Origin of the sequence: Neorhizobium turbinariae, assembly GCF_023223505.1 — a bacterium.
Taxonomy (GTDB): domain Bacteria; phylum Pseudomonadota; class Alphaproteobacteria; order Rhizobiales; family Rhizobiaceae; genus Neorhizobium; species Neorhizobium turbinariae.
This window is the reverse complement of the sequence record NZ_JALPRY010000008.1, coordinates 225,063-240,521: the sequence shown is the minus strand read 5'-3', so window position 1 is coordinate 240,521 and position 15,459 is coordinate 225,063. Positions and strand designations below refer to the sequence as shown.

Genomic DNA, 15,459 nt, shown 5'->3' with positions numbered 1-15,459 from the left:
TAGAAGCTAGGAACATGACCTCGATGTGGAAGGAGGCTATTTTGAGCGCGATCTTTGCCGTTTAATGGCGCGCGATGTCGGCCGGGAGGTCATCGGCAGCCGGCGCATCTCCCGTCCGCTGGGCGAGAGGCGAATCAGCCGTGTGATGGCGTTGCCGCTTCTCCTGGCGAACGAGATAGACGATCCCGATAAAGTATCCCACCTGGAGCAGGATTGCGCAGACAATTGTTCCAAGCAACGTGGCCGAGAGGGAGCCGCTCTGCCAGTAAGCTGCCACGGCGAACACCAGCAAGACACAGATCATGCTAAGAAAAACGCGCGGCGCATACATAAATTCGTCCTCCCGGAGACGCAGATCTTGGACCGTCTGTTGGCTCCTCTCCACTTATTGAAACATATGGAGCTCAATAGGTACACAGGTTCAGCAGCCGATTATGCCTCCAACTGATGAAACTTTGGTAAGTTTCACGTTATCCGGGGCCCCCGTGAACAGCCTGTGAGCGCATGCTATGCCCCATCTGCGCCACAATTCCGCCCAATCCGGCAGCTGAAGCGGACCCGGATTGACCCAATCCGGAACGTGCTGATCAACTTTTGTTTCGAAGGTGTAGCGGGTGTAGCCGCAACTATCGCGGCGCAGCAATGTATTGCACTGCACAAAGATCAGGCAGCGGCTTGTAAAGCCTGCTTTTCGCATGAGCGCCCGAAGACGAAACAGCTCTAGACATGAGAGGGAGCGTAAGTCTCCCACCGTATTGCGAGGAAAGACGAGCATCAATTCATACGAGCTCAAGTGAACTGTCCTGACGCCTGACTTGGTTCCTACGCGACGGCCACGGGTGCTGCACTTGCAACTGCTATCGCGGCCACGCTCTCATGCCGCGAAATTCGCGACGCTGGCGCTGTTTCGAAAAATTCACAGTCCTACCAAATTGCGACCACAGACTTATCATTCCCTCTGACACGAACGAACCGCCGCAAGGCAACCGACACAATCGCACCCGTAGCATGGAGTCATTCTATGAAGTTAGCGACACGTTCGGCCGGATTGCCGTTCATGGACGCCGGGGAGGCTTCTTTAAGCCTTGCCACCGGAGGAGTTGCGAAACGCAGCTTTGACATCACCGCTGCGCTGGCAGCGTTGATCATATTCAGCCCGATCTTTCTTCTGATCATGGCGCTCGTGAAGTTTTCGGACGGAGGTTCGATTTTCTATGGGCACCGAAGGGTGGGCCACAACGGCCGGTACTTCCATTGCCTCAAGTTCCGCACCATGGTGATGAACGGCGACGAAGTGCTGCGCGCTTACCTCAAGGCCAATCCATCGGCCGCCGAGGAGTGGCGGAAGACCCGCAAACTGCGGGATGATCCGCGGGTGACCGCGGTTGGTGCTGTGTTGCGCAAGCTGAGCCTGGATGAACTACCACAGCTCATCAACATCCTGCGTGGCGACATGAGCGTCGTTGGGCCGCGTCCCGTGGTGGATGACGAGCTCAACATCTACGACGCAGACGCAATCTACTATCTCAGCACCCGTCCTGGTTTGACCGGGCTTTGGCAGATCAGTGGGCGCAACGATGTCTCCTACGAGAGCCGCATCGCGTTCGACACGCAGTACGTACAAAACTGGTCGCTTGTTCAGGACCTCCTGATCATCGCCAAGACTATCCCCGCCGTGTGCCTGTCACGCGGAAGCTACTGAGGCAGTAAGACGGCTCGCCCCGGGCCGCAGTTCTTCGGCGGAGATGACGTCATCCCGCCTTGTCTCGCAAGATAAGAGGCTAGGAAACAAGATGCGCACAAAGACGCCTGCATCGCGTCGAACCATGCCCTTCATCGGTGTCATGGTTGCCGGATTGGCCCTCACGTCGCTTTCCCCGGTTCATGCCCAGGATAACGTCTATCATCTCGGCGTCATGGATCAGGTGAGGATCCGCGTTGCTGAGTGGAAGGCAGCCGAAGGTACTGTCAGGGACTGGGGCGTCATCGGTGGCGATTATGCTGTTGGTCCCGGCGGCGCAATCGCCATACCCTTCATCGGTGAGCTTCAGGTGGCCGGCAAGACGACGGCGGAGGTTGCCAAGGAAATCGGCCAGCGGCTACAGGCGCAGTTCGCTCTTCGAACCGAGCCATCAGCCTCTGTCGAAATCGCAAAGTTCCGGCCTGTCTATCTGACCGGAGATGTCACGACGCCTGGAGAATATGCTTATGTGCCCGGCATGACCGTGCTCAAGGCGGTGAGCCTTGCCGGTGGTCTTCGCCGCTCCGACGCCGGCCAGCGCTTTGCCCGTGACTTCATCAACGCCAGCGGCAAATCTGCCGTTTACGGCAGCGAACGCGGCCGGCTGCTTGCCCGAAAGGCGAGGCTTCTTGCCGAGGTCGACGGCGCCGAAGAAATCGCCATGCCCGCGGCGCTGGAAAAGGTGCCGAATGCGCAGGCGCTGCTGGCCAGCGAGACCTCGCTGATGAAGTCACGACGCCAGCGTTACGAACTGCAGTTGAAGGCGCTCGCGGATCTTCGTGAACTGCTCGAGAGCGAGGTGAAGTCGCTTAGCCAGAAGGCGGAGACGCAGAAGGAACAACTGGCCATGGTCCAGAAGGACCGCGAGCGGATCTCTCGCCTCAGTGAGCAGGGGCTGGCGACAAGCCAGCGGCGCCTTTCGATCGAAGAACGGACAGCCGAGGTGGAATCGACGCTGCTCGACATCGACACGGCGTCGCTGCGCGCCAAGCAGGATATCAGCAAGGCGAACCAGGACGAGATCAACCTGCGCAACGACTGGGAGGCACAGCGCGCCAAGGAGTTGCAGGACACCGAGGCGGAACTCGAAAGGCTGGAGCTGGAACTCAACACCAGCAGGCAGTTGATGTCCGAGGCGCTGGCGCAATCGGCGGAAGCGCTGAAGTTCGACGCCACCAAGGCGTCCATCAAATACGTCGTGGTTCGCGATGAAGGCGAAGGACCGAAGGAAGTGCCGGTGGAGGAAACGACGCCTCTGAAGCCCGGAGACGTGGTCAAGGTCGCCTCCGAACTGCTGATGCAGTGAGACACGCATGAAGATTACCAAAGCGATACTCGTCGATCCGGATCGTAACCAGGCCTTTGGGCTTGGCGCCGTCGCGCTGTCGCTTTTCGTCTTCGCTTATTCCACCCGGTTCGGCCCGGTATCCATACTTCTGTATTACGCGCTCTGGTTTCCACTGGTGCTGGTGGATTACAGGAGGGTGCTCGGCCCGTACGCCCGCTATGGCTGGATCTTTGCCTTCGCCGTCATCTGTTTCCTGTCGAGCTTCTGGTCGGCCGCACCGTCAATCTCGCTACGCGCGTCGATCCAGTACCTGACCCACATCGTTTGCACCCTCATTGCGGTGCAGGTACTTGCTCCGCAGACGCTGTCGCGCGGCGCCATGCTAGGCTGCGCCGTGGTGCTGATGTATTCGCTGCTGGTCGGGAGCTATCACTACGATCCGCTAGACGGTACCTACAGCTTCGTCGGTGCCTTCTCATCGAAGAACCAGCTTGGTCTTTATGCCTCGCTCGGCGTGTTGTTCACCTTCACGACCTGTTTCGTCTTCCGGGCCCGTGGCATCTGGCTGGCGCTCTCCGGAAGCGTTGGCCTCATTTCCGCCTACTCACTTCTGGCATCCCAATCCGCAACCTCCGTCATCACCACCGCCGCGATCATCGGCCTGGGCATCGGCATGCAGATGATCGGCCAGGTGTCTCCGCGGCAGCGGCGACTTCTCATTCTCGCCGGCACGATCTTTGCCATCGGTGGCATCGCCTTTGCACTTCAGGCGGGGGGGATGGATGCCGTGCTGGGGATCTTCGGCAAGGACTCGACGCTGACCGGCCGCACCTATCTATGGCAGCAGGGGATCGAGGCGATCGGAGCTTCTCCCTGGGTTGGAGTAGGCTATCAAGGCTACTGGGTTCCGGGTTTCCCGGATGCCGAGCGCCTCTGGGACGACTTCTTCATCGCTTCGCGAAGCGGCTTCCATTTCCACAACACCTATATCGAGACGATGGTCGAGACGGGGCTGATCGGCACGCTTTTTCTGGTCGTTGTCCTGCTGCGCACCGCGGCGGGCCACTTTCGACAACTGCTGGTCCTAGACCGCAGCCCGGGTGCCTCTCTCCTCTTCCTCCTGACCGCCCTGCTGATTGTCCGATCCTTTGTCGAGATCGACGTGATGCACCCCTACCACGTTGGCTCCTTCCTGCTCTATTTCGCCGCGGGCCGATTGACGCTTCGGCAAAGACAGCAGGAGCCGGTTCCCGCAAGCGAACTCGCAAAACCAAAGCTCGGCCAGATCCGTATCGGCCTTGGGTGATCTGATGTCTTCGTCACCGCCCCAGCACAACAATCAGCCGATGAAGACGCTCTACGGCATCCAGTATTTGCGCGCCTTCGCGGCAACCGCCGTCGTCGTTTTCCATGCGGCGGAACGCACCGGGCTGCATTTCAACATCGGTGCCGCGGGCGTTGACGTCTTCTTCGTTGTCAGCGGCTTCATCATGATGGTGATCAGCGCCCGGCGACCGTTAAAGCCGCTCTCCTTCCTGCGCGACAGGTTGCTCCGCATCGCGCCGAGCTACTGGCTGGTCACGATGATCATGATCGCGGGCGCAGCCGTTGGCCTTTTTCCGAACCTCATCATCGAACCGCTGCACGCCATCGGCTCGTTTCTCTTTATCCCGGTGCCGTCTCCAAACGGTGGTCACCTTTGGCCTGTTCTGGTGCAGGGGTGGACCCTGAACTACGAGATCTTCTTCTATCTTGTGTTTGCAGCAGTCCTGTTGGCCTCTGCGAGGCAGCTGCTGCCGTTGCTCACAGGCTCGCTGCTCCTCTTGGTCGCAATCAGTAGTTTTGCCGCGGAGCCAAACCTGCTGGTGCGCTTCTACACAAACCCGCTGGTCCTTGAGTTTGCCGCCGGCGCCTGCCTTGCGCAACTGTGGCTGAAGGGCATGCTCCCACCCAAAGTCATCGGCTTGACGATGATCGTTATCGCGATCGGTGGCTTCGCGGCCATCGAGATCTTGCGCCTCGGATTTGACGCGTGGAGTTGCGGCCCGCTCGCCGCTCTTCTGTTGGCAGGCGTGCTGGCGCAGGAGAAAGCAGGGTGGCTACCCAGCCTGCCGATCCTGACCTATCTCGGCGACGCCTCCTACTCGATCTACCTCTGGCATACGCTGGCGCTGGCCGTCGTGGTCAAGGCTGGGCTACACCTCAGCGTTCCTCCTGTGCTCATCGCAGCGGTCGGAACATTCGCAGGCGTTTTCGTGGGTGTTGTCGCTTATGAGATGGTCGAGAAGCCGATCCAGCGTTTCGTCAAGCGTCGACGGCTGCCGGTCAATCCTGTCGTTTCCGGTCAACCGGCGCCCTAGCTTGTGGCGCTTGTTGGTCTCTATCCTGTGGTAACGCAATCGGCATCCGGGAACACCCTCGCGCGGTTGACACGGTCACGCCCCCGCGGCCATAGAACCCTTGTTCCACGCTGAGCTCACATAAGAATCTGGAGATCGACCAATGAGGCTTAAAAAACTCATTGTCATCGCGGGTCTTGCCATTGCCTGTTCAGAACAGGCCGCTACGGCATTGACGGATGACAAACTCAACGGCCAGCTGTTGAAACTTGATCCTGCGACTCGGCTCGAACAAACCTGTGACACTGAAGTCATGATGAGGATCAACGAGGAGAACAAGGACTTCAAGGTCGACAAGGTCATCGCTTACTCGCTGAGCGAGCCGACAGTCAGTGACAACCTGATCAAGGCGCCGGGCGCCGTGCTCCGGAGCCATGGCAACTGGTACCGCCTGTCCTTCCTGTGCGAGACGGGGCCGAGGCACCTCGATGCGCACAAGCTCCAATACCAGATTGGTCCGGTGATCCCGCGCGAAGAGTGGACGCAGTACTACCTCTACGACTGAGCCGAAGTACTCGAAGCGCGCCGCGGCTTACTTCTCCGACCAGATCGCCTGTTCGATCTTCCCCTTCAGTTCCGGATAGGCTTCAGGGTTGAACCGCGGCTCGCCCGTCTTTCGCTGTTCGAAATAGTCTCTTGTCAGCTTGGCAACCGTTCCTGAGAGCAACACGATGGCGACGAGGTTGACGGACGCCATCAATCCCATCGTGGCGTCTGCCAGATTAAACACGACTGCAACCGTTGTGTAGGCGCCCCAGATCACCATCAACAGGACCAGCGCCCGCAGCACGCCGATGCTGCCCCTGTTGTCCAGTTTCAGGAACACCATCGCGTTTTCCGAATAGGCGTAGTTGCCGATGATCGAGGTGAATGCGAAGAAGAAAATCGCGACCGCAATAAAATACCGGCCTGCCTCGCCGATATGCGCGACCATTGCCTCCTGAGTCAGCGGCGTTCCCGTGAGTTCAGTACCGGTCGTCATGACGCCGGAGAGCAGGATGAGGATGCCGGTCGCAGTGCAGATCAGCAACGTGTCGATGAAAACACCAAGAGCCTGCACGAAGCCCTGGCTCGACGGATGGTGCGGCGAGGGTGTCGCTACTGCGGCAATATTCGGGGCGGACCCCATGCCGGCTTCGTTGGAAAACAGTCCGCGCTTGATGCCGTTCAGCATCGCCCCGGCAACGCCGCCCGCCGCCTGTTCGAAGCCGAAGGCGCTCTTGACGATGAGGGCGATTACGCCTGGGACCGCGGTGATATTGGCAATGACCACGTAAAGTGCCATGCCGAGATAAGCGACCGCCATGAACGGCACGACATATTCCGCAACCTGGGCGATCTGCCGGATGCCGCCGAAGATCACGATGCCCGTCAGTATCGCAAGCGCGACTCCGACCCAGAGCTTTTCGACGCCGAAAGCACCCTGCATCGCATCGGCAATCGAGTTCGCCTGTACGGCGTTGAAGACGAGGCCGAAGGTGATGATGAGGCAGATCGAGAAGATGACGCCCGCCCATGGTGCCCTGAGGCCACGCGAAATGTAGAAGGCGGGTCCGCCGCGATATTGACCGTTGTGGTCGGTGACCTTGTAAAGCTGCGCCAGCGCGCTTTCGGAATAAGCTGTCGCCATGCCGACCGCAGCAACAACCCACATCCAGAACAGCGCTCCGGGGCCACCCAAAGAAAGCGCGACGGCAACGCCCGCAAGATTGCCCGTGCCCACACGTGAAGCGAGGCTGGTGCAGAGCGCCTGAAACGGCGTGATCCCGCTCGTGTCGTTTTGCGGCGTGCGCATCACCGAGCGGAACAGCTCCGGGAAGTGCCGAATCTGGATGAAGCCGAGACGCAGGGTGAAAAAGATGCCGACGGCGATCAGCCCGTAGATGAGGACGTAACCCCAGAAGATCGTGTTCAGGAAGTCAATGACGGCATTGAGAACGGTCACGGTGGTCCCCTCCCGCAGGAATGCTCATGCATCACGTCAGAAACCAGGCACCGAAGCACCTAGTCGTTCCGGTGGTGGGATGGTGGCACGTGAGGTGCAAAACCGCAACCTCACGTTTGTTTTGTTAGGGCTCGATCGCCTCATCCTCGGTGCGACTGGCAAACCAGTTTGCCAGCAGGGCACCGGAAATGTTGTGCCAGACGCTGAAGATTGCGCTTGGTACCGCAGCAAGCGGCGAAAAGTAGGCCGTCGCCAGTGCTGCACCCAGGCCGGAGTTCTGCATTCCGACCTCGATGGCGATGGCTTTGCGCTTGGCCAGCGAAAGTCCTGTAGCCTTCGCGGCAAAGAAGCCGAGCATGTAACCGAGCCCGTTGTGAAGGACGACGACAGCGAAAATCATCAGGCCGGATTGCACGATCGATGCCTTAGAGGCACCGACGACTGCGGCAACGATGAGAACGATGCCGATGACGCTGACGAGCGGCAGGGCAGGGATCGCGGCCTTGACCACGCCCGGCAGGAGCTTCTGCAGGAGCGCGCCGAGGGCCAGCGGCACGAGCACGACCTTGACGATGCTCAGGAACATCGCCCAGCCGTCGACCGGAAGATACTGACTTGCAAACATCCAGACGAGAAACGGCGTGATGATGGGAGCTGCAAGGGTGGTGACGGAGGTGCAGGCAACCGAAAGCGCGATGTCACCCTTCGACAGGTATGTCATGACATTGGATGAGGTGCCGCCGGGGCAGCAGCCAACCAGGATCACCCCGGCCGCAACTTCCGGCGACATCGGGATGATCTGCGTCAGCAGTACTGCCAGCAGGGGCATGATCAGGAACTGCCCGATGACGCCGATTGCAACGTCGAAGGGGCGCTTTACCACTTCGCGAAAGTCTTCGATCGACAGCGTCAGGCCCATGCCGAACATGATGATCGCCAGCAGCGTAACGATCCATGGGCCGAACTGCTTGAACGTATCGGGGAAAAAGAAACCAAGGACTGCAAATAGAATGACCCAGGCGGCAAAGGTCTTCCCGACAAATGCCGAAAGGGATGCCAGTGCTTTCACGTGCTTGCTCCAAAAGGACTGCTGCCGGACCCGTGTTTCCCGGCAAATGTGGCGGGCGGTTCCCCAACGCCCTTAGGTTCTGTGAGCCGGTGCTACAACAAGCGGATGACCATCACAAGCCACGCTCGTCGCTGAAGCGATGGCACCCTGCGCGGAAGCTTGCCGAGCGTATTGGTTCTCACTTGGACTTTAGTATTACGACCATTCGCGGGGTTGGCGCTTAGCTTGGCACAACTACGCTGGCGACTCTGCGTCACGTGCGCAGTGATCGGGGAGGAGTATCCCGAACTTTATCGACGGATGTGCAAGGAGGGGCGTGCCGAACGGCGCGCGCTTTGGAAAAAGCGGAGGGCTTTTCATGTCAGACAAATCGTCGTCCAATGCCTATTGGGCCGCGAATATTCGCATCATTACTATCTGCCTTATTATCTGGGCGATCGTCTCATACGGCTTCGGCATCCTGTTGAGGCCATTGCTTTCCGGGATCCCTGTAGGCGGAACGGACCTTGGCTTCTGGTTCGCCCAGCAGGGTTCGATCATCGTCTTCATAGCGCTCATTTTTTATTACGCCACTTACATGAACCGGCTCGATCGCGAGCACGGCGTGGACGAGCAGTAAGGGACGGGGAACAATGGATCAGTATACGCTTAACCTGCTGATCGTGGGGGCGTCGTTTGCGCTCTACGTCGGTATCGCGATCTGGGCCCGCGCAGGGTCTACAGCCGAGTTCTACGCTGCGAACCGCGGCGTCAATCCGGTGATGAACGGCATGGCAACCGCGGCGGACTGGATGTCGGCTGCTTCCTTCATCTCCATGGCCGGCCTCATTGCAGGCGTCGGTTACGGTAACTCGACCTACCTCATGGGCTGGACCGGCGGCTACGTCCTGCTCGCGCTGCTGCTTGCGCCTTATCTGCGCAAATTCGGCAAATACACCGTTCCGCAGTTCATCGGCGACCGCTTCTATAGCCAGACGGCTCGGCTTGTCGCAGTTGTCTGCCTCATCATCATCTCGGTGACCTACGTTATCGGGCAGATGACTGGTGCCGGCGTTGCCTTCTCGCGCTTCCTGGAAGTCGAAGTGTCCACCGGGCTCTGGATCGCGGCAGCGGTGGTTTTCGTCTACGCGGTTCTCGGCGGCATGAAGGGCATCACCTACACGCAGGTTGCCCAGTATCTCGTCCTGATAATCGCTTACTCGATCCCGGCGATCTTCATTTCGCTGAACCTCACCGGCAACCCGCTTCCGTGGCTCGGCCTGTTCTCCACCCATACCGAATCCAGCATGCCGCTGCTGCAGAAGCTCGACCAGGTTGTTACTGACCTTGGCTTCACCGCATACACTGCACAGGGCGACATGTTGAACATGTTCCTGTTCACGCTCTCCCTGATGATCGGCACGGCAGGCCTGCCGCACGTCATCATCCGCTTTTTCACCGTGCCGAAGGTTGCCGACGCACGCTGGTCGGCGGGTTGGGCGCTGATCTTCATCGCGCTTCTCTACCTCACGGCTCCGGCCGTTGGTGCGATGGCGCGTCTGAACATCATCGACACGATTTTCCCGAGCGGCCCGCAGGAACAGGCGGTTCTCTATGACGAGCGTCCGGATTGGATGCGAACCTGGGAAACCACCGGTCTCCTGAAGTTTGAGGACAAGAACGGCGACGGTCGTATCCAGTACTACAACGACAAGGCCGCTGGTTTCGCAGAAACCGCCGCGCAGCGTGGTTGGCAGGGCAACGAACTCGACATCAACAACGACATCCTCGTTCTTGCTAATCCGGAAATCGCACAGCTTCCGGGCTGGGTTATTGGCCTCATTGCCGCCGGTGGTCTCGCAGCCGCTCTTTCGACTGCTGCGGGCTTGTTGCTTGCCATCTCGTCGGCCATCAGCCACGACCTGATCAAGGACTATCTGAAGCCGGATATCTCCGAAAAGGGAGAGCTGATGGCAGCGCGTATTGCCATGGCCGGTGCGATCCTGGTCGCGACCCTGCTTGGCCTCAACCCGCCGGGCTTTGCGGCCCAGACGGTGGCACTTGCCTTCGGCCTGGCTGCGGCAAGTATCTTCCCGGTCCTGATGATGGGCATCTTCTCCAAGCGCATCAACTCGCTCGGTGCAACGGCTGGTATGCTGGTGGGTCTCATCTCCACCTGCGTCTACCTGTTCACCTACCTCGGATGGTTCTTCGTCCCGGGTACGAACACGCTGGAGAACATTCCTGCCAACCACCTGTTCGGCATTGCTCCGGCATCCTTCGGGCCGATCGGCGCCCTCCTGAACTTCGCGACGGCCTACATCGTTTCGATGGTCACCCAGGCTCCGCCGCAGCACGTGCAGGATCTTGTCGAGTCGATCCGCGTTCCGCGCGGTGCAGGCTCTGCAACCCATCACTGATATGCGCAATCAAGCGGGCGGCTTCGGCCGCCCGTTACTTCCTTTGGCGGCAGTGCGACATTGCATTGCCTGGTTGGGGGCAGCATGAAAACGGTCACCCCTGATATCCGCAAGTTCCTGGAAACCGTCCATCCTTACGATAGCCTGCCGGCTGACGAACTGGAGCGGGTTTCCAATCAATTTTACCTTCAGCGGGCCACTGCCGGCCGCGCGATCTACAGTCGTGGCGAACCGCTGGCCGGTCTTTTCCTGATCATGGACGGTGAAGTCGAGATCAGAGACCATTCTGGTGTTGTCATTTCGCGGCTGATGCCCCGCAACTCGTTTGGCGAACGCGGGTTGCTGGCCGATGGTCTTGCCGTCACCAATTCCTACGCACTCGCCGACACTCTGCTTCTTGTGCTGCCGGTCGCCCAGTTCAGGCGGTTGATGGCCGAGCAGCCGGTCTTCCGTCGTTTCTTTTCCCGCGGACCCGCCCGCGAAGCGAAGCGCGGTGACTACGCGCTGCGCAAGGGAGAGGAGTTGATGTCGAGGCCGCCGATCACCTGTTCTCCGGGACAGAGTGTCCGTGAAGCAGCGGAACTTATGCGCGACCGCAAGGTCTCCAGCCTTTGCGTCGTAGACGGCGAGCGTGTTGTCGGCATCCTCACCACCCGGGATCTCGCGTCCCGCGTTTTGGCCCAGGGCCGAAATCCAGTCGCGACGACAGTTGAAACCGTGATGACAGCCGATCCGATCGTGCTGCCTGACGACGCCCTCGGAACGGACGTGCTGAACCGTATGCTGGAAAGCGGCATCGCGCATCTTCCGGTCGTGCGTGGCGAAAAACTCGTGGGCATGGTGACCCAAACCGACCTCACCCGGTTCCAAGCCATCTCTGCGGCGTCGATGATCCGACAGATCGCGGAGGCAGAGGCTTCCGCTGATCTCGTCCGAATTGCCGCACGCGTCCCTCAACTGCTGGTCCAGCTTGTGGGTGGCAACAACGCGCACGACGTTGTGACGCGGCAGATCACGGATATCACCGATGCAATCACCCGACGCCTGATCGTGCTTGCAGAAACAAAGCTTGGTCCGCCGCCCGTGCCATATCTTTGGCTCGCCTGCGGAAGCCAGGGTCGCCAGGAGCAGACCGGCGTGACAGACCAGGACAACTGCATCGTCATCGACGACAGCTTCACCGAAGCACAGAGGTCTTGGTTCGAGCGCCTTGCGCGCTTTGTAACCCATGGTCTGGATGCATGCGGTTATGTGTTTTGTCCGGGCGACATGATGGCCAGCAATCCGGAATGGTGCCAGCCGTCGCGCGAATGGCGGCGTTACTTCGACAGTTGGATAGACAATCCCGTGCCGAAGGCACAGATGCTTGCAAGCGTCATGTTCGACCTGCGGCCGATCTACGGCCAGTTCTCGCTGTTTGAAGAGATTCGGACCAATGTTCTGGAGCGCGCAAGCCGGAACTCCATCTTTGTTGCGCACATGATTGGCAATTCGCTGAAGCACGCGCCGCCTCTCGGCCTGTTGCGCGGTTTCGCGACCATCCGCAATGGAGAGCACCGCAACCAGATCGACATGAAGCACAACGGCGTGGTGCCGGTTGTCGACCTGGGCAGGGTCTACGCGCTAAAGGGGCGGATCCCGATGGTTAACACGAGAGCGAGGCTGGAAGCTGCGGAGGATGCCGGCATTATCTCCGCCGGTGGCGCACGAGATCTGATTGCAGCCTACGACCTGATCGCCGACATGAGGCTCCGCAGCCAAGCCGAGGCCGTGAAGGCCGGGCGCCAGCCCGATAATTTCCTCGCCCCGTACGACTTCGGTGACTTCGAGCGATCGCATCTGCGAGATGCCTTTGTCGTCGTGCGCACGATGCAGTCCGCCTTGGTCAACAGCGGCAATACCCCGGCATGAAGAAAGTAGAACAAAATGCTGTTTGAGTTATTCGCCGCCCTTATTTCGGGTATTGCCGTCGCCGGCATCGCGATGAGCCTGCGATGGATGAGCCACGGGCGCCTTCCGAAATGGATCGTGCCTGCAGGTGCCGGCATCAGCATGTTAGCCTTTGCGATCTGGAGCGAATACAGCTGGTTCGACCGTGTCTCGGGCACTTTGCCCAACAACGCCGTCGTGGTCTGGAAGAATGAGAGCCGTTCGCCCCTGCGGCCCTGGTCCTATCTCAGCCCGGTCGTCACGCGCTTCTCGGCCGTCGATCAAGCCACAGCCCAGCGCCACGAGAATTTCCCGGACCACGTGATGATCGACGTGATGCTGATGGCGCGGTGGGAGCAGCCGGCTCGCATCAAGATCGCCTTTGATTGTGAAAGACACCAGCGTGCTGATCTCGTCGGCAGCAGCATCTCGATCGCACAGGACGGAAGCATCGTGGGTGCAAAATGGATCGACGTCGCGGAAGATGATCCGGTCTTGGTGGCGTCCTGCAAGCGGAGTTGATGCCTCTTGAAACGCGGAATGAGCCTGCGCGCCCGCATCCTGTTGCTTTTTGCCATCATCGGGCTCGGCGCCGTCGTCTCTATCGGCACAGGACTCTGGTTCGCGTATCATCGGCAGGCAAGTACCGAAATCTTGAACGCCTTGATACAGGGTGGAACGGTCGCCGCCCTTGGGATCCTCACGCTGACGGCGTGGATATGGTTCATCGTTGACACCAGGGTTGCTCGACCTATTGACGCAATCGCTTCGGCCATTCGGGTTCGCGCCAGCGCGGACGTTTCCGAGGAAATCAATTCACCAGACGCGTCTTATCTCGGTGATCTTGCGGCTGCCGCCTCATTCGCGACCGCGCGGCTCAGCGACGCCCGGGCGTCGCTTGCCCATGCCGTGGCGCGCGAAACGGCGCAACTGGTATCCGACAAGAGCAAGCTGGAACATCTGCTGGGCGACGTGCCTCCGGCGGTTCTGCTATGCACTGGACAGCACTGCCTGGTCTTCTACAACAGTGTAGCACAGCACATGCTCTCCGGCCTGGATGTTTCCGTCTGGCTCGGGCGAAGCGTCTTCGACTACATCCATGACGGCCCGATCCGGCAGGCGCACCGCGAGCTGATTGAAGCCGAGGTCCCGGATGGCGTCATCGAATTCCTCTGCAAGGCGCGCGTTGGTGGACGTCGGTTGGTTGGCCGGATGCGGCTTGCGCGCGACAATGACGGCGACACCGGCGCCTATGTGATGACTTTGCGGGACATGACGGACGAGTTCCTTTCCTGCTCAAGGCGCGACGCCTTGCTGACCGAGATCTTCGCGGTCGCCAAACCGGTCCTCAGCAGCCTGCACGAGCAGTTGCAGGCTCCCGACGGGGGCGCGGGAAGTCGTCCGGGCGGCGGGCTCCAGGATGATCTCCAAAGGCTCTCGGCCACACTGACGGGTCTTGAAGCGCGCTTCGACACGCTTCGCACCAATAGCTGGCCCATGGTGGCAACGGATTCCCGGCAACTCGCACACGGGCTGCGGAAGGCACTCGCGCCTCTAGGCGTTGAGTTGGACATGGATGTTGTGCCGCTGGTCATGCATTGCGACGCCGCGGAGATCACAGCACTGCTGCGACAGGTGGTGAACCAGGGGCTTGGCGCGAAGGGAGGCGACAGCATCACCCTGACGATCAGGAGGCGCGGCGACGGCGCACAAATCCAGATCGCGCATCGTGGGAGACCGTTGACGGCAGACGAGGTAATACTTCTTCTCGACAAACCCGTTGATGATACCCCTCATGGCAAGACAGGTCTTTCTATCCTCGACGCGCATGCCGCGGAGTTCGAAGTCGAGGAGCAGGAGGGCGGCACCGTCATCAGCCTTAGGCTAGGGCCCGCGCATGCACTGCGACTGGTATCGGACGAGAATACCCATGCTGTTGTCTACGATTTCGACCTCCTGTCGAGCATCCACTACGACAGGGTGGCGGATGCGAGCCTCGATAACCTGACCTATGTTGTCTTTGATACCGAGACGACGGGGCTCTTCCCTGAGCGCGGCGACGAGATCGTGCAGATCGCCGCCGTTCGCCTCGTCAACGGCAAACGGGTGAAGGGCGAGGTCTTTGAGACATTGGTCAATCCCGGGCGTCCGATCCCGCCTTCGGCATCTGCTATTCATGGCGTGACCGATGCCATGGTCGCCGATGCGCCCGACGTATCGATGGCGATTGCGCAGTTTCACAATTTCGCCGAAGGAGCGGTGCTCGTTGCTCACAACGCGCCATTCGACATGGAATTCCTGCGTCGACGCGAGCGCGAGCTCGGCATTCGCTTCGTCAATCCGGTACTGGACACTGTGCTTCTCTCCGCGGTTGTCTTTGGCGCCAGTGAGAACCACACGCTCGATGCGTTGGCCGAGCGACTTTCCGTGCCGCTTCGGGATCAGGATCGCCACACGGCGATGGGTGACGCGGTCGCTACCGCCGAGGCCTTCTTGCGACTGAAGGCGATCCTGGCTTCGCGCGGGATCGAACGTTTCGACGATGTTCTGGCAGAAGTCCGCCGGCACAGCCGATTGTTGAAAGACCTGAACGGCTAGGAAACGACCCCCGAGAAAAACCGGTATCAATCCTCCGCCAATCCTCCAACTGTGGTTGATCTGGCAGCGAAAAGACCCAGATTCGTCCGGC

General features: G+C 59.9%; 13 protein-coding genes. 10 read left to right on the top strand and 3 right to left on the bottom strand.

Annotation, left to right across the window (positions count from 1 at the left end):
• Positions 1–61: 61 nt before the first annotated feature.
• Complete coding sequence (locus tag M0654_RS07705; protein WP_118851763.1) at positions 62–331, bottom strand: exopolysaccharide production repressor protein; 270 nt, start codon at positions 329–331, stop codon at positions 62–64.
• A gap of 690 nt (positions 332–1,021) precedes the next feature.
• Between M0654_RS07705 and M0654_RS07700 the strand changes: the two genes are divergently transcribed.
• From M0654_RS07700 to M0654_RS07680, 5 genes are all read left to right on the top strand, one after another.
• A complete protein-coding gene (locus tag M0654_RS07700) occupies positions 1,022–1,702 on the top strand; it encodes a sugar transferase (protein ID WP_248682561.1) in 681 nt (226 codons plus the stop codon).
• Positions 1,703–1,793: 91 nt separating this feature from the next.
• Complete coding sequence (locus M0654_RS07695) at positions 1,794–3,047, top strand: polysaccharide biosynthesis/export family protein (protein ID WP_390919777.1); 1,254 nt, start codon at positions 1,794–1,796, stop codon at positions 3,045–3,047.
• A gap of 7 nt (positions 3,048–3,054) precedes the next feature.
• Positions 3,055–4,335 carry an O-antigen ligase family protein gene (locus tag M0654_RS07690; protein WP_248682560.1) on the top strand — a complete coding sequence of 427 codons (1,281 nt, stop codon included), beginning with the start codon at positions 3,055–3,057 and terminating at the stop codon, positions 4,333–4,335.
• 40 nt (positions 4,336–4,375) lie between these two features.
• Positions 4,376–5,389: an acyltransferase family protein gene (locus M0654_RS07685; protein ID WP_248682663.1), complete on the top strand. Its 1,014-nt coding sequence runs from the start codon at positions 4,376–4,378 to the stop codon at positions 5,387–5,389.
• Positions 5,390–5,531: 142 nt separating this feature from the next.
• Positions 5,532–5,933, top strand: coding sequence for a DUF930 domain-containing protein (locus M0654_RS07680; RefSeq protein ID WP_248682559.1), 402 nt, complete (start codon positions 5,532–5,534; stop codon positions 5,931–5,933).
• A gap of 27 nt (positions 5,934–5,960) precedes the next feature.
• Here the strand turns inward: M0654_RS07680 and M0654_RS07675 are convergent, their stop codons facing one another.
• On the bottom strand, positions 5,961–7,373 hold the full coding sequence (locus tag M0654_RS07675) for an alanine/glycine:cation symporter family protein (RefSeq protein WP_248682558.1): 1,413 nt from the start codon (positions 7,371–7,373) through the stop codon (positions 5,961–5,963).
• A 124-nt stretch (positions 7,374–7,497) separates the two neighbouring features.
• A complete protein-coding gene (locus tag M0654_RS07670) occupies positions 7,498–8,442 on the bottom strand; it encodes a bile acid:sodium symporter family protein (RefSeq protein WP_248682557.1) in 945 nt (314 codons plus the stop codon).
• Between the two features lie 358 nt (positions 8,443–8,800).
• On the opposite strand from M0654_RS07670, the gene M0654_RS07665 reads away from it, so the two are divergent.
• The 5 genes from M0654_RS07665 (at position 8,801) to M0654_RS07645 (ending at position 15,368) form a co-directional block, all read left to right on the top strand.
• On the top strand, positions 8,801–9,061 hold the full coding sequence (locus M0654_RS07665) for a DUF4212 domain-containing protein (protein ID WP_118851755.1): 261 nt from the start codon (positions 8,801–8,803) through the stop codon (positions 9,059–9,061).
• A 13-nt stretch (positions 9,062–9,074) separates the two neighbouring features.
• Positions 9,075–10,841, top strand: a complete 1,767-nt coding sequence (locus M0654_RS07660) for a sodium:solute symporter family protein (RefSeq protein WP_118851754.1) — start codon at positions 9,075–9,077, stop codon at positions 10,839–10,841.
• A gap of 84 nt (positions 10,842–10,925) precedes the next feature.
• Complete coding sequence (locus tag M0654_RS07655; RefSeq protein WP_248682556.1) at positions 10,926–12,752, top strand: DUF294 nucleotidyltransferase-like domain-containing protein; 1,827 nt, start codon at positions 10,926–10,928, stop codon at positions 12,750–12,752.
• Between the two features lie 15 nt (positions 12,753–12,767).
• Positions 12,768–13,292 (top strand): hypothetical protein, encoded by a 525-nt coding sequence (locus M0654_RS07650; protein ID WP_248682555.1) that lies wholly within the window; start codon positions 12,768–12,770, stop codon positions 13,290–13,292.
• Positions 13,293–13,310: 18 nt separating this feature from the next.
• Positions 13,311–15,368 (top strand): 3'-5' exonuclease, encoded by a 2,058-nt coding sequence (locus M0654_RS07645; RefSeq protein ID WP_248682554.1) that lies wholly within the window; start codon positions 13,311–13,313, stop codon positions 15,366–15,368.
• Positions 15,369–15,459 lie beyond the last annotated feature (91 nt).

Excerpts from the sequence above, each read along its gene's own strand:
- M0654_RS07665 (WP_118851755.1), top strand. The coding sequence starts at position 8,801 with ATGTCAGACAAATCGTCGTCCAATGCCTATTGGGCCGCGAATATTCGC.
- M0654_RS07695 (WP_390919777.1), top strand. The coding sequence starts at position 1,794 with ATGCGCACAAAGACGCCTGCATCGCGTCGAACCATGCCCTTCATCGGT.
- M0654_RS07685 (WP_248682663.1), top strand. The coding sequence starts at position 4,376 with ATGAAGACGCTCTACGGCATCCAGTATTTGCGCGCCTTCGCGGCAACC.
- M0654_RS07700 (WP_248682561.1), top strand. The coding sequence starts at position 1,022 with ATGAAGTTAGCGACACGTTCGGCCGGATTGCCGTTCATGGACGCCGGG.
- M0654_RS07645 (WP_248682554.1), top strand. The coding sequence starts at position 13,311 with ATGAGCCTGCGCGCCCGCATCCTGTTGCTTTTTGCCATCATCGGGCTC.
- M0654_RS07690 (WP_248682560.1), top strand. The coding sequence starts at position 3,055 with ATGAAGATTACCAAAGCGATACTCGTCGATCCGGATCGTAACCAGGCC.
- M0654_RS07650 (WP_248682555.1), top strand. The coding sequence starts at position 12,768 with ATGCTGTTTGAGTTATTCGCCGCCCTTATTTCGGGTATTGCCGTCGCC.
- M0654_RS07680 (WP_248682559.1), top strand. The coding sequence starts at position 5,532 with ATGAGGCTTAAAAAACTCATTGTCATCGCGGGTCTTGCCATTGCCTGT.
- M0654_RS07705 (WP_118851763.1), bottom strand. The coding sequence starts at position 331 with ATGTATGCGCCGCGCGTTTTTCTTAGCATGATCTGTGTCTTGCTGGTG.
- M0654_RS07660 (WP_118851754.1), top strand. The coding sequence starts at position 9,075 with ATGGATCAGTATACGCTTAACCTGCTGATCGTGGGGGCGTCGTTTGCG.
- M0654_RS07655 (WP_248682556.1), top strand. The coding sequence starts at position 10,926 with ATGAAAACGGTCACCCCTGATATCCGCAAGTTCCTGGAAACCGTCCAT.